The sequence below is a fragment of the Acinetobacter sp. ANC_7655 genome, from assembly GCF_056784015.1.
The window spans coordinates 136728-159283 of record NZ_JBWYJB010000003.1; the positions used below are offsets into that span (position 1 = coordinate 136728).

Here is a 22556-nt window from a genome sequence, read left to right on the forward strand (position 1 = left end):
TATTAACTCTTTTTGATATTTTGTGGCAACAATAAACTATCGAGTTGATCCAATTGAGGATGATTTGGATGATTTTGATGGAGTTGATGTAACACTTGGCTAAATTCTTCCAGTGAACCCAGCATATAAAGCGATTTAGCATATCGAATGCCGATATTTGGACTTTGGCTGAGTTGATATGCTTTCGCAAGTACACGGGTGGAAGTGTCAAAATCGTTTTGAAGAAAGCAGATATAGCCTAAGGTATCTAAGATAGATGCTTGTTCTGGGGCATTGTCTAAAGCTTGTTCGGCATATTGTCTCGCCTCATCTAAACGACGATTTTGCAACGCAAGTGTATATGCATATGCATTTAGATATGTTGGGCTATTCGGTTCAATCGTGAGTAATTTTTTAAGTAATTCATCTAATTGATCGCGATCTGTAAATGGATCAAGTAATAAGACTTGAGAATATAAAATTTCAGGGTCATCAGTTAAGTTTTTAGCAGCTTCTTTGAGTAAGCCCAAAGCAGCTTTGTTATTGCCCATTTTTTTGAGTATTTCAGCTTGTGCTTGATATAAGAAACTCGCATATTGGGGGTAATTCACCCGTTCCTGAGTCAGAAAGCGCAGCGCATCACTTAAGCGATTTTGTTTGTCATAAATTGAAATTAGATTTCGTCTAGAAACCATATATAAATTACCATCTACAAGTCGATAATAAGCTTTAGCTGTTTCAAAATGTTGTTTTCGTTCAGCATTTAATGCCAAATAAAAATAAGCATCATTTTGATACTGTCCAGATGCACGTAGTTCGACCAAATACTGTTCAGCAAGCTCATATTCTTTGAGATCAATTGAGGTTAGACCAGCGATAAAAAGAGCTTCTTCCGAATCAGGCCATTTTTTGATAATGCGTTTTAATTTGCTTAAAGCCTGTTCATTTTTATTCAGTTTAATTAAGTAGCGGATTTCAGCCAGACTGAGCTCTAAATTATTACGATTTTTACGTGCACTTTTTTCAAACCATTTTAGCGTCTCTTCTTCGTCGCCTAAAGCCATGAGTAAGTTGGCTTTCAGTAAGATAAACCCTGTTGATTTGGGGCGTTTTTTTAACGCTTTATTTAAAGTAATTAAGGCATTTTCGATTTCATTATTTTGTGCTTGTAAACTCGCAATCAAGACGAGAATTGAAGGATTGTTACGCGTTTTACTATTACGCAAAGTGTTTAATAAATATGCTCGATCCTCAGGAGATTCCGGAGAAATGCCTTCAAGAATTTGTTCTAAATCTGATTCAGGGTCTAAATTTAAAATATCATCGAGCACATCAGCAGCAAGTTCATATTCGTGTGACTTTAATGCGATATGCGCAAGATAGAATTTTGCTGGTACATCTTTGGGTTCTTGCACAACCCAATGGGTTGCAATATCTAAAGCGGCTTGTAAGTCGTTTTGTTCGAGTGCGACGTTAAGTGCACGTTGTTTTAAAGCTGTTGAACTGGTTTGGATTGCAAGTACGGTATAGTTGTGTAAAGCAGTCGGTGTGTCATGTGCAGCTAAAGCAAATTCTGCAACCATAGCCTGTTGTAAAACTTTATGATTTAAATTTGCATGGTAAAATTCTCCAGATGCTCTAATATGAGCACTGTAAGTCATGCTACTCACTAACAAGAGTGTGGTAGAATACTGTCGAATTGTCATGCCGGTTGTGCGGCTCATTGTTTGACGCAATTTTTTTATCCAAGTACTGCTTTTTATGACACCGTTATTGCACAATAGCATAAATTTAGCCAATTGATGATCTGATATGTCTTTCTTTGCATTGGGTGTCAACCATCAAACAGCCTCAGTTGAATTACGAGAGCAAGTTGCTTTTAACCCTGAAAAGTTAAAACTATTGTTGGCTGAACAAAGTCACCATGACCAGCTGAACGATATGGTTGTGGTGTCAACCTGTAATCGTACTGAAGTCTACGCCATCGCTGATAATGCGGAGATGGTATTAGATTGGCTCGCTCAAAAAAATGGCATTGATGTACAACAATTACAAAATCATATTTACCGTTATGAAAATACAGATGCTGTGACACATTTGATGCGTGTTGCATCAGGATTAGATTCACTCATGCTTGGAGAGCCTCAGATTATGGGGCAAGTGAAGTCTGCACTTAATTTAGCAAAAGAGTCTGAAGTTGTTTCACAAAATTTAAATCGTATTTTTGAATATGCATTTTATGCTGCTAAGAAAGTGCGTTCAGAAACAGCGGTCGGTAGTCATGCTGTATCCATGGGGTATGCGGTAGCACAGTTAGCACTACAAGTTTTTAGTAAGCCTGAACAATTAACCGTTATGGTGGTTGCAGCAGGTGAAATGAATAGCTTGGTTGCAAAGCACTTAGCTGAAATGGGTGTTGCTAAAATTTTAATTTGTAACCGTGGTCAGGAACGGGCTGAACTTTTAGCGCAAGAAATATCACATCGTGTTGCGGTAGAAATTATTTCTTTTGTTGATTTAGCTCAAAATTTACATCGCGCTGATGTGATTTCAAGTTGTACAGGAAGTTTACATCAGGTCATTTCCTATCAAGATGTTAAGTCAGCACTAAAAAAACGTCGTTACCGTCAAATGTTGATGGTGGATTTGGCCGTTCCTCGCGATATTGAATCTAAGGTTGAAAGTTTGGATGGTGTTTACCTTTATGGGGTGGACGATCTTCAAGGTGTTATTGATGAAAACTTAGCGCAGCGACGCCAAGCCGCTGTTGAAGCTGAAGTGATGGTCAATCAACTAGCAACACAATTGGTGACTCAGCAGAAAGTTTCACAAGCTGGAGCGACAATTAGTGAGTATCGTGCTCATGGAGATAAAGTTAAAGCATTTGAATTAGAGCATGCATTAGATCGTTTAGCCTCTGGCGATGATGCAGCCATTGTCATGCAGGAAATGGCGCATCGTTTGACGCAAAAGCTATTACATCCTACATCCATCTTACTCAGAGAAGTCGCTAAAGATGAAAATCCTGATGTCTATGAAACGATTAAAGAACATTTAGAAGATATTTTTAGTGCTCAGCGAAAACTAAAAAAATAAAAGCGGTCACTGACCGCTTTTATTTATTCATGTAGTAAGCGTAGTCCAATTTTTTTGGTTAGCTCATTCAGTTGTTGTCTTAAGTTTTTAGACTCATTTAATGATTTTGCTGCTTTAAATTTGATTCTCAGATATTTTTCTTGGAGTGAAAGTGAGTATTCTGAGGCAAGTTTATCAGCCATTTCAGGGGCTTCAGTGAGTGTTTGAATATTAGTACGTTTTAAAATCTCAGAGAGTTCATGATGAAATGGGCTACATGCACCCAAAATATAATAACTCGCCAACTCTTGGTCATCTGGCAGATCATCAAAAATGACATTAAAAATTTTTAATACTTTTGCAAGCAATTCATCTTCAGGAATCACTGCGCGTAATACTTCAAAATGAATATAAAGAAAAGGATGGTACATTAACATTGCCACTGCGAAATCTTCATCTCGTGTGCGAATATTAAATGATAATGAAGCGTCAAGACTCACTTGAGGCTGCCACTTTTTATTGAATCCTAATTTTTCTTTGAAATATTGACGAATCAAATAGCGATACGAACCTTGCTTAGGCATCAGATTGGTGAGTTGATTTAGCTCAGCCATGACCTGACTTTTACCTTCAGGTGTATTGATTTGATATTGTTGACTGAGAAGTGAAAAAGCAAACTCTGATAAGAGTGGTGATTGTTGCCAAAGTCGATTGAAAGTTTCAACACCGTCCTTACGAACTAATGAGTCAGGATCATGCTCCGCAGGTAGAATAAAAAATTTCAGTTCACGACCATCATTTAAGAGGGGAAGTGCAATTTCTAAAGTGCGTCGAGCAGCTTTTTGACCAGCCGAATCACCATCAAAAGCAATAGTTAACTGATTATTTTGTTTAAATAATAGATTCAAGTGATCAGCATTGCTCGCCGTCCCCAAGGTGGCAACTGCGCCAGGAATGCCAGCTTGCTGTAATGCGATGACATCCATGTAACCTTCAACCATTAACCAATGATTGGCTTTGAGCTTACGACCTTCATATAAGCCATAGAGTAGTTGGTTTTTATGGAAAACTTCAGAGTCTGGCGAGTTGATATATTTGGGTTTGATCTCGTCATTCAATGCTCGTCCACCAAAACCGACAACGCGACCTTTTGCATCACGTATAGGAAAAATGACACGTTCTCGTAGTAGATCAAAATCACGACCAGAATCACTGGTTCTGATCAAACCGAGTAGTTTTAATCCTTCAATATCTTGCGGAAATGCTTTTTCAAGATGTTGCCAATCTTCTGGGGCATAACCTAATCGCCAATACTTAATTGTGGTATCACTTAGTCCGCGTCGCTGAAAATACTGTTGCGCAATTTTGCTATTTGGAAGTTGTTTTTCATAAAATAAAGCAACATTTTCAAGAAGATCGTATAAATTACCTTCAGGTGCGACCTCAACTGAATTCAAGTCATCTGTATTAAATTGATACTCATCGAATTCATAGTTTTGAAATGCTTCAAAAGGATCTACATCAAAAGCTGAAGTAGGCGGAGAAATGATTTCTGCTGCATCTGCTTCAATGGGTGCCTGCGGTTGCTTTTCTTGGTTAGGTTTAATAGGTTCTCTCTTGTATGAGAGTTTTTTATTGTCTTGATTGTCTTTAGGTAATTCGATACCGGTTTGGCTTGCCAGGTCTTTAATCACCTCGATGAAATTGCGATTATCAATATCCATCATAAAGCGAATTGCATTTCCATTGGCTTGGCAACCGAAACAGTGGAAATATTGCTTATCACGGTAGACGTGAAAAGAAGGTGTTTTCTCTTGATGAAAAGGACAACAGCCTGAATAGGTACGACCTGACTTTTTTAATTTCACACGTTGGCCAATAAGATCGACGATGTCAGTTCGATCTAAAATTTGATCAATCGTATGTTGTGGAATTGCCATAATTAAAAAGCCAAAAGAATGAGGAATAAAGTGATTGAATTAAGTCTATCCTAAACACTTAAGACGATAAATAAAGCCATGCAATAAAAAAGGTGGGTAATCCCACCTTTTTTGATTCGTAAGAATGGATTATTGACGCTGTGGGTCGTACATACTTTCATTTGCTGGCGCACTTTCCACATTGTGATCTTTATTACCAAGCAAGCCAAAGCTTAAGCGATTCAATAAACCGGGTTGTGTATTGGTGTTGTCAGATTGCTCTGCTGATACTTCTGCCGTTGTTTGGCTGCGTGCTTCACGACCTAAAATACCCAAGGTTGCACGATTTAACCAACTTCCATCTTTACGTGCTGCGCGTAAATCGACCTCACCATTAGACTTCACAAGATGAGGGTAGTTTAGCTTTAGCACTTCAACGTATTGTTGAGATGTTGCCTTGTCACCGAGTTTATCGTATCCGTAAGCAATCGTTGCAAGCGCTTCTGGTACTTGAGGTGTTTGAGGGAAATGTTCCATAACCCATTGTCCACGCTCAACTGCTGCAAGCCAAGCTTTACGCTTTAAGTTAAAGCGAGCCGCATTCATTTCACTTTCAGCAAGTTCTTGACCAATAAATTTCATGCGCTGAGCAGCATCTACAGCATACTGACTACTTGGGAAACGACGAATGAAATCAACAAAATTTTGATATGCAACTTTTAAATAGCTGACATCACGATGAGCCTGTTGGAGTGATGTATAGCGGATGAGACCATCATAGTTTTGCTCCATATTCGCCACACCACGAACATAGTAAGCATAATCAACATTAGGATGTTGAGGATTTAAACGAATAAAACGGTCTGCTAGCGCAATAACAGCTTCATAGTCTTTTTGTTGAAAACGAGCATATAAAAGATCGAGTTGAGCTTGTTGAGTATATTGACCTGTAGGGTAATAAGTTTCAATTGCTTCTAATGATTGTGCTGCATCGCTATATTGACCACGATCTAATGCTTTTTGTGCTTTATCGAAATAAGATTGTTCGGTTGATTTAGGTCCAGTATCCACAACATCCTTCTTGGGATTACTGCTACAGCCCACAAATGTTGCTGCTAAGCCTAGCGATAAAGCAAGCATTGTAACTTTATAACGTGGTAGCGACATAAAAATTCCTCTGTTTATACGGGCAATAGGCTACAATTGCACTATTAAACCACTTTTGTCCGAATGAGCAAATGACTTCAGCACAAACTTCTAATTCTAATTTCCCAGAAATCGACATCAATTTACTTGAAGATTCTGAGGATGCAGATAACCATACTTCAGCCCCAACTGCAACACGTTTATCGTTGCAATTTCAAGTGGATGAGAGTTCTCTTGGTCAGCGAATAGACCAAGTTGCTGCGCTCGCTTGGAACGAATTTTCGCGTGAAAAATTGAAACAATGGTTGAAGGATGGTCATTTGTTGGTAAATGGTCAAGTTGTGAAACCAAAATATAAAAGTGAAGGGAATGAGCTACTCACGCTTGATGTAGAGCTTGAAGCCCAAGTCACCAGTCAACCTGAAAATATCCCTTTAGATATTATTTATGAAGATGATGACATCTTAGTCATTAACAAGCCAGTGGGGATGGTTGTACATCCTGGCGCAGGAAACCCGAATGGTACTTTGGTTAATGCACTGTTGTATCATTTTCCTAAATCAGCAGAATTATCTCGAGCTGGTCTAGTACACCGTATCGATAAAGATACTAGTGGTCTCTTGGTTGTAGCTAAAAATTTAGAAGCTCAATTTTCCTTAAGTAAACAGTTAGCGAAAAAATCAGTTTATCGAATTTATGATTTAATTTGTTATGGCAATATTATTGCAGGCGGTAAAATTGATGAGCCGATTAAACGTCATCCTGTAGATCGTGTAAAAATGGCGATCTTACCAGGTGGTCGTGATGCCGTGACTCACTATAATGTGAAAGAAAGATTCCAAAATTTCACACGTGTTCAAGCACAATTAGAAACTGGACGTACTCATCAGATTCGTGTTCATTTCACTTATATTGGTTTTCCTTTGGTCGGTGATCCAGTTTATGTCAGTCGTGTCAAAGTACCTGCAGGTGCTTCGGAAAAACTTGCTACTCATCTACGAGAGTTTAGACGTCAAGCACTTCATGCATCAAAATTGGGGTTAGTACATCCACGTACAGGTGAAGAAATGATGTTTGAAGCACCATGGCCTGAAGATTTCACAGCATTACTTGATACTCTTCGTACGGAAAATAAGGCTTACTAAATTAAAGGAAAGTTTACATGCAAATTGTGCAAGGTTTGCCCGAAGGTGTTGTGGTAGGACAAACAGAATTAAGTCACCCTCACGCACTTAAAACACCACAGACTGACTTAGAAGGTTTTAACTTGGCGTTGCATGTAAATGATCAGCCAGAACGTGTTCATCAGCATCGAATGTACTTGTTAAATGACTTCTCGGTCTATGGGGTGAATCGATTGACTTGGATGAACCAAACGCACAGTACAATTTGTCATGTTGTAAATGATGACATGAGCTTACGCGCCCTAAATGGCGATGGTTTAGTGACACAACAAAAACATCATGCATTAATGATGATGACGGCAGATTGTTTACCGGTGGTTCTCGGTAACAAAGATGGTACTGAAGTCGCTAATTTGCATGCAGGTTGGCGAGGATTGGCAAATGGTATTATTGAAAATACAGTCAAGGCCATGAGCACTCAACCCTCTTGGGCGTGGTTAGGTGCGGCAATTAGTCAGCCATGCTTTGAAGTGGGTGAAGAAGTAATGCACACATTCTGCGATAGGCTTCCAGAATTGAGCTCAGCATTTCAAAAGGGAGATCTAGAGGGTAAGTATTACGCAGATCTGTATGCGATTGCTCGCCATATATTGAAAAGTTTAGGGGTGGAACAGGTTCTTGGAGGTGAGCGATGTAGCTACACGGAGGATCAAATATATTATTCTCATCGCCGTAATTCCAAAACTGGACGTATGGCGACATTTGTCTTCATGGAGTGAACAGAATTTATTTAGTTTCAATCAGATCGTTTGGGTATTTAAGTGATGACTTTCTTAAAGCTCATCATCTTTACTTATGTTTGAGATTTTATTTAATCACTTCGATCTGTTGTTTATTTAAATGAAAGATTTAAATAAAAATACATTAATTTACAAGTTGCTAAGTTGATATAAGTGATTCATTACTAGACCATTTTTTTGAAATATGAATTATTTAAATACAAAAAATGTTAGATCAATCACAATTTTATAGTAAAAATTTATATAATAGTGAATATTACATTGTCTTTTTATTAGACAAGACATAAAAATAAAAAATTGTGGAGACAATGATGATCTTAATAGGATTAGCGAAATCAAGAAATTTTTGTATTCCTGTCATCTATGGATTGACTTCAATAACATTAGCGTATGCTGCTCCAATGCAAGAACTGACTGACGCTGAACTTTCACATGTTGAAGGTAAAGCACTCATGAGCTTAAGCTATATTTCACCTGCAGATTCCGTCAATAAGAATCCTGGTCAAAATATTGGATTTTATAAAATGGGAATGGAAGTCCAATTAGATTTAAATGCTAACATCAAAAGATTGCAACTTGGATGCGGTGGAGTCAATGGTGCAAACGGTTGTGATATTGATATCGATAACTTAAGTTTGTCAGGGGTTGCAGAAACTCGTGAAGGACGCGTCCAATCAAGTGCCCAACTAACCAATCCATTTTTAGAGTTTGCTATAAAAAACCCAGATTCAGCTTCAACACGTGAAATGGTTGGTGTTCGTTTAAGTGCAGAAAAAGTACTAGGATTATTAACGCTTGGTAGTGAGAACTCTGAAAAACCAAATGGTATCAATAGTTTAAGTGGTTATCTGAAGATTAAGAACGCTGTTGGAACTGCGACAACAGCAGCTCGTTCTGGTGTAAATTTTAACAATCTTGGAGAATTAGTTTACGGAAAAGCAAAGAGTACAACAGGTTTCGTAAGTGCAGACTTTACGTCTAATGATTATGCTTTAAATTTAGCTGAGGGAAGCGGCTCTTTAAAAATTAATGGCCAAACTATTAGTGGTAACAGAATGTCAAATGTCTATTTAACAGGTGTTGCTCGAATAGATAACATTGCATTGTCAGGTAAAATTTCTGCAAATGCTAAACTCTGGGGGCTTGTGCCTATACCACTATCTGGTGACATTACGGGTAATGTTTCAAACCTAAATGTAGATGTTAAAGTTTCAGAGAACCTTGGATATATTCACCGCTTACCTTTGAGTAATCCATTTTCTCTATCGATGCAAAAACAAGATATACATTGGACTGGAGCGAGTGTTGCTGCTCAGACAGGTTGGTGGCTTTCAATCGAGGACCCAATTGATATAGGTAATGTTACTCCGAGTCAAAAAGTGGTTGTGACAGATGCAGTGATTAAACAAGTTGTACCGCTAATTAGTAATTATTTACAGGCTAATCCAATCGAATGTGGTTTTTTAGCAACAAGTTGTTTAGCAGGTAATTTTAGATTAGGTGAGGTTCCATTAACAAATTCAATAGTGAATATGGATTTGGTAAACTTACAGTTAAAAAATCAATCCTTTGCCCCAAACTGTTATGGAAGTTTAAAATTCTGCTAAATAATAGATATACTTGAGTTTTAAGTTTGCATTTCATCGGATAAATTGGAATATACATCACATTTTAAAAATTAATAATGTGATGTAAGTCTCTAGAAAATATTAAATTTTATTTTAATTTCTATATTTTAATTCATTTAGCAAGTTTTAAGCCTCTTTATTTTTTTCATTAATTTATAGATAGTAATGCTGTTGCTTATGGATTAAGCCTGAATAAAAATAATATGGAGACTCTAATGTTGAAGAGTTTACTTGGTTCTATCAAATTGATTTTATCAACATCATGCTTAGTGTTGATTCCTTTGTATGCAACGGCTAATAACATTCATAATGATTTAAAAATGATGAGTGATGAAGAGTTATCAGCGACAAATGGCCAAGCTTTGTTAAGTATGAGTTACATTGATCCCAATGATGGGGCAAACAATATGCGAGGTAAAGGTGTTGGCTTTTATAAGCTTGGAATGGAAGCAGATATAGAACTCAATGCAAATATTAAGCATTTACAACTTGGCTGTGGTGGTATTAATGGAGCAGGTGGATGTGATATTGATATCGAAAATCTGAGTTTGAGTGGTATGTCAGACACTAGAGAGGGTCGTGCGGGTTCTTCAGCCAAGCTAACCAATCCATTTTTAGAGTTTGCGGTAAAAAATCCAACATCGGCATCAACTCGAGAAGTTGTGGGTTTGCGTCTCAGTGCTGAAAAAGTATTAGGTTTACTGACGCTTGGTGATGAAAACTCTGATAAACCGAATGGTATTAACTCACTCAGTGGTTATTTAAAAATTAATCCCACTCAGGGTATGGGTTATACTAATGCTCGAAGTATGACCTATGCCGATACTGGTCAAACTATCGATGGAAAAGTGAATGCAAGAATTTGTTTGATTTGTATTATTGCACCTACTTTGACACTCGATTTTAAATCGAATAATTACAATTTAGCATTACAAGAAACGACGGCACCAATTCAGATTAATGGAACTACGGTCTCTGGTACTCGAATGAGTTCTGCACAATTGACAGGTGTTGCCAATATTAATCAATTGAATTTTGGTGGTAATCTCACGGCTAATATCCAAGTGCTAGGGGTAGGATTACTGAATTTGCAAAAAGAGGTCAGTGGTAACATTACAGGTTTAAAAGCCAACATTACGGTAGATCAAAACTTAGGTTTAATTCATAAAATCCCTGTAAACAATCCATTCTCGCTCTCTGTGCAAAACAGTGAAATCTGGTGGCCAAATGCTGACGTTGCTGCACAACAGGGCTGGTGGATGGCGTTTAATGATTCGATTAATATTGGGGATGTAACACCTGAGAAGCGTATCGATATTACGAATGATGTGTTAAAACAAGTGGTTGGACCAATCAGTGATTATATCAGTCGAAATCCTCCATCTTGTAATGCACTTGATTGTCTGTTCGGTGACAAACTTGGTGTTGGGAATGTTCATTTGCCGAATACCAATGTAAATTTTCCATTAAAAGATTTACAACTTAAAAATCAAACCTTTGCTCCAAACTGTTATGGAAATTTAAGGTTTTGTTAATAAAAAAACCGCTCAAATGAGCGGTTTTTTTATTTATGAAAAATTCTTGCTTTATCACGCTGCCAATCGCGGTCTTTTTCAGTGGCACGTTTATCGTGTAATTGTTTACCTTTAACAAGTGCAATTTCGAGTTTGACTAAACGACCTTTCCAATAGCACGCCAAAGGTACACATGTGTAACCTTTTTGATTGATCGCCCCTTGGAGTTTCTCGAGTTCACGACGTGAAAGAAGTAGCTTACGAGTACGTGTTGCTTCGGGAACGATATGAGTTGAAGCAGAAAGAAGAGGTTGAATTTGAGCACCAAATAAATAAGCTTCATTATTTTTGAAAATAATATAGCTTTCCGTGATACTCATGCGTCCAGCGCGAAGAGATTTTACTTCCCAACCTTGTAACGCTAAACCAGCTTCAAATTTTTCCTCAATAAAATAATCGTGACGTGCACGTTTATTTAGCGCAATAGTGCCACTATTATTTTTTTTAACTACAATCGATTTCGACATAATACAAATATTCCAAGATTAGGCCTATTTTGCCTCAAACTTGGCTTGAGGTGAAGTCATTTCACTGTCAACAAGTGTGCGTGTGAATTGAGTTTTTGTTAAACTATGCGCCTACATAATAATCTTAGAGTATAAATGGATGTCTAAAACTCGTGTCATCTATCCGGGAACATTCGATCCTATTACCAATGGTCATATTGATCTTGTCTCTCGTGCTGCAAAAATGTTTGATGAAGTTGTAGTTGCGATTGCAATTGGTCATCACAAAAATCCAGTGTTTAGTTTAGATGAGCGAGTTGCGCTTGCAAAATCATCATTAAGCCATTTAGATAACGTAGAATTTGTTGGTTTTGATGGTTTGTTGGTGAATTTTTTTCAAGAGCAAAAGGCAACAGCTGTACTCAGAGGTTTAAGAGCAGTATCTGACTTTGAATATGAGTTTCAACTTGCAAATATGAATCGTCAATTAGATTCAAATTTTGAAGCTGTATTTTTAACGCCGTCAGAGCAATACTCGTTTATTTCATCCACATTAGTTCGTGAAATTGCACGTTTGAAAGGTGATGTGACGAAATTTGTGCCAAAAGCAGTTGTTGAGGCATTTGAACGTAAGCATCAGCAAGGTTGGTAGAGTGTCTTTAATTATTACGGATGAGTGCATCAATTGTGACGTTTGTGAGCCTGTATGCCCAAATGAAGCGATTTATATGGGTGAACTGATCTATGAAATTGATCCGAATCTATGTACTGAATGTATTGGTCATTATGACCAACCCCAGTGTTCATTATTCTGCCCGGTAGACTGTATTCCTAAAGATCCTAATCATGTGGAATCTGAGGATGAATTGCTGGAAAAGTATAAAAAACTAATTGCTCAAAAAAGCACGAGCAATTGATCTCAAAGTTTGTTAAGATGCGCCACTTGAAGTGAGCCAGACGATCGCTGCTGTGAAGGTCTTCGTGACTAAAGCAGGGGAGGAAAGTCCGGGCTTCATCGGGCAAGGTGCCAGGTAACGCCTGGGAGGCGTAAGCCTACGGAAAGTGCAGCAGAGAGTAGACCGCCATTTTGCAACTGAACTTCGGTTTAGCCTAGAATATGGTAAGGGTGAAAGGGTGCGGTAAGAGCGCACCGCATGACTGGTAACAGTTCATGGCATGGTAAACCCCACCTGAAGCAAGACCAAATAGGAATCCTTAAGGTATGGCCCATACTGGATTCGGGTAGGTCGCTTGAGCATATGAGTGATTGTATGCCTAGAGGAATGATCGTTCTAGACAGAACCCGGCTTATCGGCTCACTTCAACAAATTTTGATCAAACAGTGCCGATATTACTTGACGGATACATCAATCAAGTAGATAATGCGCCCACAGTTTACGGCTATGTAGCTCAGTTGGTTAGAGCACCGCACTCATAATGCGGGGGTCACAGGTTCAAGTCCCGTCATAGCCACCATTTTTATAGACCACACTCACTAGTGTGGTCTTTTTTTATGTGTGAAATCTTGAGTTTTCATTGGCACTGAATAAGCTGAGAATCTAGCTTAATTTTTGGAAACCCTTGTTCAAATTGTGCTAAAACGGCTCTCTGATTTACATTTGAAAACACAATATTTTGCAAGCTTTCAATTTTTTGCTCAGACAAATAAAGCTGTGCACAATGAAGAGCAACCGCATTCTCTTTACTCACGGCAAGTTTATGATCTTCAGGAATGACATCAATATGCACGAGCTTTTGTTGAGCACGGCTTAATTGAACTAGAGTTCGTTTTTGTTGCATGGTTATAAAGTTTTGAGCATTGATCCATTGAGCGACATCCATGCGTACACCGTGATAATTCACAAATATGGGATGAATCGTTTGGCATCCGCTCACAAGGGTTAAACAGCATATGAGAATAAAATATTGAGGATTGAGCATGATTTTGATGTTATTGAAACCTTACTATTACAATAAAATCATATAATTATGGATTAATTTTGTTCAAATAAGGTTTATTTGTATAAAGGGTGATCATTAGTGCTTTCGTATGCTTGACGATACAATGATAACTTAAGATAATGCGCACACAGTTTACGGCTATGTAGCTCAGTTGGTTAGAGCACCGCACTCATAATGCGGGGGTCACAGGTTCAAGTCCCGTCATAGCCACCATTTTTATAGACTATGCTCACCGCATGGTCTTTTTTTTATTTCTCAAAATGTTTTGAGATAATATCAAGTGTAGATTGTGCTTGATAAAAAGGCTGAATCAAGCTTTGAATTAATTGTTCTAGAACGCCAAAATCATTTAACATGGTGATAAGTTGAGGTGCAAAACGATGGGCTTCGATCACTAAATCTTCTTGAGTTAGTCCAACAGCCGTAAGTAAAGCTTGTAAACTGTAATCACCAAAATATTCATAGAACTCATCAACCACTTCTAAAATGATGGACTGAATCTCAGCGGATTGGCGTAAATTTCTCCAGGTTTCATAGACCAGAATAAAAAAATCTTCGACATCAATGGCTTCAATCTGCTCAAGCTGAGCTGAAATTTTTTGAAATTGGAGATCTGACCAAATATGTTGAATGATTTCATAAAGTTCATTTTGAGGCAGCGTGATAATTTCGCCTAATTGAACCAATATTGCATTTGCAAGTTGGGATTCTAGTTTTAACTCTAATGTATGTTGCTGATCTTGGAGAAAATTAAAAATCTTTGATTTGACCGTATGATTTTGAACTTTATTTTTTCGAAGCCTATCCAGCCAAGGTGTATATTTTTCTAAAATCTGATTTGCTAATTGAAGGCTCACTGCATGTGCCTTCTCATTACTCAAAATTTGTTGTTTTAAACCATAACGTACTTGATCTAATTCAAGAATTTTATTTAGCCATAGCCCAAAATCATGGTCTGAAATTAAATCTCCGATTAAAGCATTTGAATTCTTTAAATGAAGGTAAATACGTTGTGCAACAGCGCCAATAAACTCTAGTAAATCAGGTCCAAGATTTAACTCAAAAGTATATTTCGAAACAACAGCATGAAGTTGTTCAATATTTACAATATCTTTTAATTTGATTCGATTAAACTGAGCATAAGCTTGTGAAACAAACGTGTCTAATACCGCATTTGATTCAGCATTTAATAAATGTTGTTGGGTAAACCGAATTTGCTCAAGCATAAGTGCTTGAGCAAATTGATTGAGTTGTGTCGAGTTAGACACCTGCTTTCCATCCATTTACGATTGGATAGCGGCGTTCGCGGCTAAATGCACGAGAGGATATACGTGGACCAATTGCACCCTGACGGCGCTTATATTCGTTGCGATCAACCAATCCAATGACTTTAGTCACGATATCTCGATCAAAACCTTTAGAGATAATATCTTCAAGACTCTGATCTTCTTCAATATATGCATATAAAATTGCATCAAGAACATCGTAAGGTGGTAATGAGTCTTGATCTTTTTGATCAGGTCGTAATTCAGCAGAAGGTGGGCGAGTAATCACACGTTCAGGGATTACAGGCGTATCTTCCAAACTATTACGGTATTTCGCTAACTCAAATACAATCGTTTTATAAACATCTTTAAGTACAGCAAAACCACCGACCATATCACCGTACAGTGTGCAGTAACCAACAGATAATTCAGATTTGTTACCTGTAGATAAAACAAGATTACCAAATTTATTCGACAGACCCATTAATAAGGTGCCGCGTGCGCGAGCTTGTAAATTTTCCTCAGTTGCATCAGTAGGAGAATTGCCGAAGAATGGGTGTAATGTCTGCATAAAGCTGTTGACGATTGGGTGAATTTCCGCAATACCAAAAGTGACTCCCATACGTTTTGCCTGCTCAGTCGCGTCTTCAACACTGATTTGAGAGGTATATGTGTAAGGCATCATAACCGCTTGAACTTTATCTGCTCCAATAGCATCGACAGCGATTGCAAGGGTGAGTGCTGAGTCGATACCACCAGAGAGACCAAGAATGACACCAGGGAAACCTGAGCGTTGTACATAATCTCGTGTTGCCAAAACCAAAGCTTGGTAAATTTCAGCAATCGTATCTAATGCAGGTGCTTTGGTAGTGGCTTTAAAAGATTTAAGCTCTGCTTCATATTCAACATGAAAAAGGTCTTCTTTAAAGCTTGGTGCTTCAAGTACAACTTCACCATTTGCATTCACAACGAAACTTGTTCCGTCGAAAATGAGATCATCTTGCCCGCCTACTTGGTTGACATAAACAAGATTGAGATTCAATTGTTTAGCTAACTCTTTAAGCGTAACAACACGGTGTTGAGGCTTTCCAACTTCGTATGGTGAGGCATTTAACACAAGAACAGTTTCAACATTCAGTTTGGCAAGTTGTTGAACACTCTCAAGTGTCCAGACATCTTCGCAAATTAATACACCGAATTTATGTCCTAAATACTCAAATACAAGGTGTTGATGACCCTCAGCGAAATATCTCTTTTCATCAAAAACACTATAATTTGGTAAATTTTGCTTGTTATAAATACCTAATACTTGCCCATCTTTCATAACGGCTGCAGAGTTATAGCGTGCACCCGAATCAGCTTGATTAACAAAACCAAATACCATCACAATGTCTTTCACTTCAGCCAGTTTTTCGAAAGCTGATGCTGTACGTTTGCTTAGGCTTGGACGAAGTAGGAGATCCTCTGCAGGATAACCAATGGTCGAAAGTTCAGGAAACACAATGATATTGGCATTTTGCTGTTTGGCTTCATTAGCGAGTTCAATCATTCGTTGAACATTGGCTTCTATATTGCCGACAAATGGAGAGAATTGAGCAAGAGAAACTTTAAAACTATTCATTTAAACCAAGTCCTATCCTATAGGTTTATATACAGCACGTGCTGATTTTATTGGAGTAATTATTCAGCTGTGTGTATGTGATATTACATAACTGCCAAATGGCTCAAATTTACATCATTCAAACATGATAAAAGATCTTATTTTTTGCACAGCAAAAACTACGATTCATATGTATTCTATCTAAAATAAAAGTAGATACTAGCTTTTGCCATTGTTTGTACATAAAAAATTAAATCGTAATGGATTTGCGACACAGTAAATCAGATGTCAAAGCTGATATGGTGTTTCTGATTCACAAATCAATAGCTTGAATAAAAAATATTCTTTTAATTTTACAATTTTTATTGATTCAAAATAATATTCGGAATCTTTTTCAAAAATATATCTCTAGCTATATCGCCTTGTTGTTCAATGTTGTAGTCATTGAAATTTTTTTTAGGGTCAAATTTATAGGCATAAGGATTATACTTTTTGAAGGAAATAAAATACGCACTTTGCAGAAAAGCGCCTTTGAGCAAAACATTTTGTCCTTGTTGGTGTTGTAAAATATGAGTCATCTCGTGAATGAAAATTCCTTGATAGATTTTATTTTCTTTCGAATAGTCAGTTTTGAAATGTTTGTTACGAATATGCAAATAGCCCTTTGGTGCCATAAATACCGCTGAGGGTTGCCACGGTAGAAACGGATGATTCATGATTTTCACCCTGTCATAATCTATAAGATCACCAAAGACACTTTGGCTTAACGTGATTTCACCTTGGGTGAGTGATCTACATCTAAAAGCGTCAAATTTTATCCATTTTAAAATAAGTGGCATCCACAACATCGTACTTATTTCTTAATCTACTTAAAGTTTATGTGACATTCAAAATATCACTATTTGGAATCATTACTTGTTAAAAATGGTGTTGACCTTTAATGATAATGAAATGGTATTTACTGATTAAAACTTAATAATTTTGTTAGACAATCTTGATGAATGAGCAATTATGCCATCTCTAAAGATTTATTATGCAAATGGCTATTTCGTCTTTTTATCTTAATTTTTTAGAAACGTCGAAGAATTCACATTATTTGAATTTATTCACTGAGATAAAAGAGAAGGTTCGCCATGTTATTAACTCAGCCACTAAAAAAAATTTCTAAATTTCTAAACGGTTCTAAATTTGATCCTGAGAATCAATCAAAAGCTATTCCAATTCGTCATATGAAATTTGATTTTGATCATCAAAAGATTGATCCAAAATTTTATTTGAATGCGGAATTAGCAAGTGCTTACTTTGCCTCACTTTCAATTTTTTTAACCTATGGTGAGGATCTCGTTATTGATACAGCACGTTATCATCGTGACTTTATTCAAGATCCATTACTCAAGCAAAGAGTGACAGCACTGATTGGGCAAGAAGCTTTACATTCTAAACTTCATGAAGAATTAAATGACGCTTTTTTAAAGGCAGATTTGCCTGTCAAATTGTTTAGATTTCTGGCGCATCACGTTTTTGAATATGGTTTTAATCGGTTGCCTCAGCCAATGAAATTATCGCTTATGGCTGGGATTGAGCATTTTACCGCAGTGCTTGCTGAATACATGATGAATCATGAGCATATTTTCTTCGAATCTCAAGATGAGAAACAACGCGCAATTTGGATGTGGCATATGCTTGAGGAATCAGAGCATAAAGATATTGCATATGATGTGTTCCAACTTCTTTCGAGTAACTATGCTTTAAGAATAGCAGGCTTTTTCCCAGCGCTTATTACGATTTTAGTGCTGATTTCTGCTGCATCCTTAATTGTGCCATTTTATCGTAAGCCATCAAATCTAATCAGTTTAAGTTACTACAAAGATATGTATCGAAGTGTAGGTTTGATTTTTGGTCTAAAAGATGGTGTTTATGGCAGTTCGCTCAAACATATTTTCGAATATCTCAAACCAGACTTCCATCCGAATGATCATGATACATCAGCATTTTTAGAGTACTACAAAGAACGTTTATTAAATCCAGTGGATGGTATTTTGACACCATACTTTACGAAGGAATTCATGCCAGCTTTAAAGGTATAAGAATAAGGATAGTTCATGCTTTTTTTTAAGAAGAAAATTAAACCGAGCCATCAGGCTTATGCTGTGGTAACGGGTGCGGGAAGTGGTATTGGACGCAGTTTTGCATTGGAAATTGCAAAACGTGGTGGTCAAGTGGTGTGTGCTGATATTAATTTAGCTGCAGCTGAAGAAACTGTTCAGCTGATTTCTCAGACCACAGGGCAAAAAGCATTTGCTGAATCCTGCGATGTGGGAAAAAAGGAAGATGTTGAGCGAGTGGCGAATCAAGCAGAAAACCTTTTTAATCATCCTGTGACACTAGTGATTAATAATGCTGGCGTGGGGTTAGGTGGTAAGTTTGATGAGATGACACTAGAAGATTGGCAATGGTGTATGCATGTCAATTTATGGGGCGTGATTCATGGTTGCCACTTTTTTGTACCGAAGTTTAAACAACAAGGTTATGGGGCAATTATTAATGTTGCTTCAGCAGCAGGATTTACAGCTGCACCTGAAATGACAGCTTATAACGTGACGAAATCTAGTGTACTTGCATTATCTGAAACGTTATCTGCAGAACTACATCAAGATAATATCCGTGTGAATGTGCTTTGCCCAACTTTAGTACCTACTAATATTATGAAGAATGGGCGATTACCTTCCAATTACTCGGGTTTAGCGGATGATTTATTGCAGAATCATGCATTTGTCACAAGCGATCAAGTTGCACAAAAAACCTTAAACAATTTAGATAAAGGCATTCTTTATACGATTCCACAACCAGACGCGAAATTATTTTGGTTGATGAAGCGTGCTTCACCGACCTTATATACCAAAATGTTAGGTGTAGGTTATCCATGGTTTAAGCGTTTTGTAAAATAATAGAGAGATAAAAGAATGACACTTGATAACGAATTAGAGAGCAATGCAGATTTAAAAATTCAAACTGCTGATCAATCTGAAAAAGCAGAAGTAAAAGTAAAGAAAAAAAATAACGCAGATAAAGAACTTAAAGTCGAACAATCACAAAAGGTGTATGACACGATTGTTGTTGGTGCAGGTATTTCCGGTATCGCTGCGGCATATAAAATGAATCAGGCAGGATATCGCGACTACATTGTGCTGGAAAAAGCGAACCGAGTTGGTGGTACATGGCGCGATAATAATTATCCAGGATGTGGATGTGATGTTCCTTCAGCCTTATATTCTTTTTCCTTTTCGCCAAGTCACAAATGGAGTCATTTGTTTGCCAAGCAGCCAGAAATCTTAAGTTATCTTGAGGAAGTGGTTGAGAAGCATCAACTGAATGAAAAAATCCAATTTAATCATGAATTAAAAGCAGCACGTTGGGATAACGAGAAGGCGCAGTGGTCGTTAGAAACTTCTCAAGGAAAGTATCTAGCAAAAACGGTAATCTTTACAACGGGACCCATTACTGAGCCATCATTTCCAAAAATTAAGGGCATAGAAAGTTTCAAGGGGGAAATGTTTCACTCTGCAAGATGGAATCATGAGTACGATCTTAAAGGTAAACGTATTGCTGTTATTGGTACAGGTGCTTCAGCGATTCAATTTATTCCTCAGGTTCAGCCATTAGCGAAAGAACTCTTTGTGTTTCAGCGTACAGCACCTTGGGTTTTGCCAAAAGCTGATATGAATTTGAATGATCAAGCGAAATCACTGATCCAGAAATTTCCCGTTATTCAATCCACTTGGCGGAGCAGTATTGCCCAAATTTTAAATGGCATTAACTTTGGTTTGCGTAATCCAAAAGTGCTGAAACCTGTGAATTTCTTAAGCAAACAATTATTGAAGTTGCAAATTCAAGATGATGAATTAAGAAAAAAAGTCACACCAAATTTTGATATTGGTTGTAAACGTCTTTTATTTGCCAACAATTATTATCCAGCATTGCAACAAGATAATGTGAAACTAATCAATGAGGGGTTGGTTGAGATTGATGGGAATACGGTTGTTGCGGCCAATGGTGAGCGTCATGAAGTAGATGTCATCATTTGGGGTACGGGTTTTGAGGTATCGCATCCGCCAATTGGTAAGCGCATTTATGATATGGATGGGAAGCTCTTAGCGGATCGCTGGAAAAATAGTTCACCAGAAGCTTATTTAGGTGCAAGTATTACCAATGTACCAAATGCATTTTTGGTGTTAGGACCAAATATTCTGGTTTATGACTCATTTATTGGTATTGCTGAAGCTCAATTAGATTATATTCTTGATGGCCTACTAAAGATCAAAAAGCAAAACATTAACAAGCTTGTGATTAAAGACGACGTTGTTAAGCGACATAATCAATTGGTTCAAAAACATCTTAAAACCACTGTATTTAATGCAGGTGGCTGTAAGAGTTACTATTTGGATGAAAATGGTCGTAACTTTGCAGCATGGCCATGGTCTCTTGCAAAATTAAAACAGCAGTTAAGCTCATTAAACTTGGATCATTATTCACAACACTGATCAAAAAGCCTGATTTAATCAGGCTTTTTTTGTTTGTAGATATTCTATATATACGAGGTTTCTATTTCATCAGGGCTGAAAACAATATTTTGTTGTTAATCAGATAATAAAAAACCACCCAAAGGGTGGTTTTTTGACTGTCGACGTAGTTCGAATTAACGAACGATATCGCGTTGAACTTCGCCAGTGTAAAGTTGACGAGGACGTCCGATCTTGTATGGGCCGCTGTGCATTTCTAACCAGTGGCTGATCCAACCAACAGTACGTGCAAGTGCGAAGATTACAGTGAACATTTCTGTTGGGATACCAATCGCTTTAAGGATGATACCTGAATAGAAGTCAACGTTTGGATAAAGGTTACGCTTGATGAAGTATTCATCAGAAAGTGCGATACGCTCCAATTCCATTGCTAAAGCTAACTGTGGATCATTGATACCTAAAGCACCAAGAACTTCATCACAAGTTTCTTTCATTACTTTAGCACGTGGATCGAAGTTTTTATAAACACGGTGACCGAAGCCCATGAGTTTAACTTCTTTAGTCTTCACTTTTTCCATGAAGCCAGCAACGTTTTCTACAGAGCCGATTTCATCAAGCATCTTAAGAACAGCTTCGTTTGCACCACCGTGAGCAGGACCCCAAAGTGCAGAGATACCAGCAGCGATACATGCATACGGATTAGCACCAGTAGAACCAGCTAAACGTACTGTAGACGTAGAAGCATTTTGTTCATGGTCAGCATGAAGCGTGAAGATACGATCCATTGCTTTTGCAAGAATAGGGTTAACTTTGTAATCACGATCTGCTGGAGTAGCAAACATCATGTACAAGAAGTTTTCTGCATAGCTTAAGTCATTACGTGGGTAAACGAATGGTTGACCAACAGTATACTTGTAGCTCCACGCAGCAAGGGTAGGAATTTTAGCAATCAAACGGATCGCAGTAATTTCACGGTGATCAACATTTTCGATATCAAGGTTGTTGTGATAGAAAGCTGATAACGCACCAACAACACCCACCATAATCGCCATAGGGTGTGCATCACGGCGGAAACCGTTATAGAAGCGGCTAACTTGATCGTGAACCATAGTGTGGTTACGAACTTTAGCGTCAAACTCTTCTTTTTGCTCAGCTGTAGGAAGCTCACCATTTAATAATAAGTAGCAAGTTTCTAAGTAATCGGCTTTAGTAGCTAGTTGGTCGATTGGATAACCACGGTGTAATAGAACACCTTTATTACCATCGATAAATGTGATTTTAGACTCGCAAGACGCTGTAGCCATAAAACCAGGATCAAAAGTGAAGTGACCTGCGGCCAATACATCTTTAACGTCGATTACATCTGGGCCCAATGTGCCGCTGTAAATTGGTAATTCAATTTCTTTGCCATCAAGCTGTAATACGGCTTTTTTGCCAGTTGCTTCAGACATTCAATAGATCTCCTGTCCTGGTGAATGTTTTATCTAACCCGAAATAATCTGTTGTAATCCGTGAGTT

Annotated in this window: 19 protein-coding genes, 2 tRNA genes and 1 other RNA gene; 13 read left to right on the forward strand and 9 right to left on the reverse strand. The window is 37.7% G+C overall.

Annotation, left to right across the window (positions count from 1 at the left end; genetic code table 11):
* Window positions 1–2: 2 nt before the first annotated feature.
* Complete coding sequence (locus AC1M9N_RS05885) at window positions 3–1715, reverse strand: tetratricopeptide repeat protein (protein ID WP_481954420.1); 1713 nt, start codon at window positions 1713–1715, stop codon at window positions 3–5.
* Between the two features lie 76 nt (window positions 1716–1791).
* Between AC1M9N_RS05885 and hemA the strand changes: the two genes are divergently transcribed.
* Complete coding sequence (gene hemA, locus AC1M9N_RS05890) at window positions 1792–3075, forward strand: glutamyl-tRNA reductase (protein ID WP_481954421.1); 1284 nt, start codon at window positions 1792–1794, stop codon at window positions 3073–3075.
* Between the two features lie 23 nt (window positions 3076–3098).
* On the opposite strand, the gene AC1M9N_RS05895 is transcribed toward hemA, so the two are convergent.
* Together AC1M9N_RS05895 and AC1M9N_RS05900 are read right to left on the reverse strand one after the other, a co-directional pair.
* Window positions 3099–4994 carry a DNA primase gene (locus AC1M9N_RS05895; protein WP_481954422.1) on the reverse strand — a complete coding sequence of 632 codons (1896 nt, stop codon included), beginning with the start codon at window positions 4992–4994 and terminating at the stop codon, window positions 3099–3101.
* Window positions 4995–5123: 129 nt separating this feature from the next.
* On the reverse strand, window positions 5124–6140 hold the full coding sequence (locus AC1M9N_RS05900; RefSeq protein ID WP_035269296.1) for an outer membrane protein assembly factor BamD: 1017 nt from the start codon (window positions 6138–6140) through the stop codon (window positions 5124–5126).
* Between the two features lie 71 nt (window positions 6141–6211).
* Between AC1M9N_RS05900 and rluD the strand changes: the two genes are divergently transcribed.
* The 4 genes from rluD (at window position 6212) to AC1M9N_RS05920 (ending at window position 11206) form a co-directional block, all read left to right on the forward strand.
* Window positions 6212–7264 (forward strand): 23S rRNA pseudouridine(1911/1915/1917) synthase RluD, encoded by a 1053-nt coding sequence (gene rluD / locus AC1M9N_RS05905; RefSeq protein ID WP_481590212.1) that lies wholly within the window; start codon window positions 6212–6214, stop codon window positions 7262–7264.
* Window positions 7265–7281: 17 nt separating this feature from the next.
* The gene (gene pgeF / locus AC1M9N_RS05910; protein ID WP_481954423.1) at window positions 7282–8022 is read left to right on the forward strand and encodes a peptidoglycan editing factor PgeF; all 741 of its coding nucleotides are present in this window, start codon (window positions 7282–7284) and stop codon (window positions 8020–8022) included.
* A gap of 332 nt (window positions 8023–8354) precedes the next feature.
* Window positions 8355–9650: a hypothetical protein gene (locus tag AC1M9N_RS05915; RefSeq protein ID WP_481954424.1), complete on the forward strand. Its 1296-nt coding sequence runs from the start codon at window positions 8355–8357 to the stop codon at window positions 9648–9650.
* Window positions 9651–9886: 236 nt separating this feature from the next.
* Entirely contained in the window at window positions 9887–11206 is a 1320-nt protein-coding gene (locus tag AC1M9N_RS05920; RefSeq protein ID WP_481609801.1) for a hypothetical protein, read from the forward strand.
* A gap of 29 nt (window positions 11207–11235) precedes the next feature.
* Here the strand turns inward: AC1M9N_RS05920 and smpB are convergent, their stop codons facing one another.
* A complete protein-coding gene (gene smpB, locus AC1M9N_RS05925; RefSeq protein WP_035269908.1) occupies window positions 11236–11712 on the reverse strand; it encodes an SsrA-binding protein SmpB in 477 nt (158 codons plus the stop codon).
* Between the two features lie 139 nt (window positions 11713–11851).
* On the opposite strand from smpB, the gene coaD reads away from it, so the two are divergent.
* From coaD to AC1M9N_RS05945, 4 genes are all read left to right on the forward strand, one after another.
* Entirely contained in the window at window positions 11852–12343 is a 492-nt protein-coding gene (coaD, locus tag AC1M9N_RS05930) for a pantetheine-phosphate adenylyltransferase (RefSeq protein WP_035269911.1), read from the forward strand.
* 1 nt (window position 12344) lies between these two features.
* Window positions 12345–12608 (forward strand): YfhL family 4Fe-4S dicluster ferredoxin, encoded by a 264-nt coding sequence (locus AC1M9N_RS05935; RefSeq protein WP_180027945.1) that lies wholly within the window; start codon window positions 12345–12347, stop codon window positions 12606–12608.
* A 28-nt stretch (window positions 12609–12636) separates the two neighbouring features.
* Window positions 12637–13018: RNase P RNA component class A (gene rnpB, locus AC1M9N_RS05940), an RNA gene on the forward strand.
* 72 nt (window positions 13019–13090) lie between these two features.
* Window positions 13091–13167 (forward strand) — tRNA-Met (locus AC1M9N_RS05945).
* Between the two features lie 57 nt (window positions 13168–13224).
* On the opposite strand, the gene AC1M9N_RS05950 is transcribed toward AC1M9N_RS05945, so the two are convergent.
* Window positions 13225–13587, reverse strand: coding sequence for a hypothetical protein (locus AC1M9N_RS05950; RefSeq protein ID WP_373683286.1), 363 nt, complete (start codon window positions 13585–13587; stop codon window positions 13225–13227).
* Between the two features lie 202 nt (window positions 13588–13789).
* On the opposite strand from AC1M9N_RS05950, the gene AC1M9N_RS05955 reads away from it, so the two are divergent.
* Window positions 13790–13866 (forward strand) — tRNA-Met (locus AC1M9N_RS05955).
* A gap of 35 nt (window positions 13867–13901) precedes the next feature.
* Here AC1M9N_RS05955 and AC1M9N_RS05960 read toward each other — a convergent pair.
* The 3 genes from AC1M9N_RS05960 to AC1M9N_RS05970 form a co-directional block, all read right to left on the reverse strand.
* Complete coding sequence (locus AC1M9N_RS05960) at window positions 13902–14921, reverse strand: hypothetical protein (protein ID WP_481954425.1); 1020 nt, start codon at window positions 14919–14921, stop codon at window positions 13902–13904.
* The gene (locus AC1M9N_RS05965) at window positions 14914–16539 is read right to left on the reverse strand and encodes an NAD+ synthase (RefSeq protein ID WP_481954426.1); all 1626 of its coding nucleotides are present in this window, start codon (window positions 16537–16539) and stop codon (window positions 14914–14916) included. Before AC1M9N_RS05965 ends, AC1M9N_RS05960 begins: the two co-directional genes overlap by 8 nt.
* 341 nt (window positions 16540–16880) lie before the next feature.
* Entirely contained in the window at window positions 16881–17366 is a 486-nt protein-coding gene (locus tag AC1M9N_RS05970) for a hypothetical protein (protein ID WP_481954427.1), read from the reverse strand.
* 285 nt (window positions 17367–17651) lie between these two features.
* Between AC1M9N_RS05970 and AC1M9N_RS05975 the strand changes: the two genes are divergently transcribed.
* From AC1M9N_RS05975 to AC1M9N_RS05985, 3 genes are read left to right on the forward strand one after another with little or no spacing between them, the layout of a single operon-like run.
* Complete coding sequence (locus AC1M9N_RS05975) at window positions 17652–18605, forward strand: metal-dependent hydrolase (protein WP_481607582.1); 954 nt, start codon at window positions 17652–17654, stop codon at window positions 18603–18605.
* 15 nt (window positions 18606–18620) lie between these two features.
* Window positions 18621–19466, forward strand: coding sequence for an SDR family NAD(P)-dependent oxidoreductase (locus tag AC1M9N_RS05980; RefSeq protein ID WP_180027941.1), 846 nt, complete (start codon window positions 18621–18623; stop codon window positions 19464–19466).
* Window positions 19467–19481: 15 nt separating this feature from the next.
* Window positions 19482–21059: a flavin-containing monooxygenase gene (locus AC1M9N_RS05985; protein ID WP_481954428.1), complete on the forward strand. Its 1578-nt coding sequence runs from the start codon at window positions 19482–19484 to the stop codon at window positions 21057–21059.
* 155 nt (window positions 21060–21214) lie between these two features.
* Here the strand turns inward: AC1M9N_RS05985 and gltA are convergent, their stop codons facing one another.
* Window positions 21215–22489: a citrate synthase gene (gene gltA, locus AC1M9N_RS05990; RefSeq protein WP_035269948.1), complete on the reverse strand. Its 1275-nt coding sequence runs from the start codon at window positions 22487–22489 to the stop codon at window positions 21215–21217.
* Between the last annotated feature and the right edge of the window lie 67 nt (window positions 22490–22556).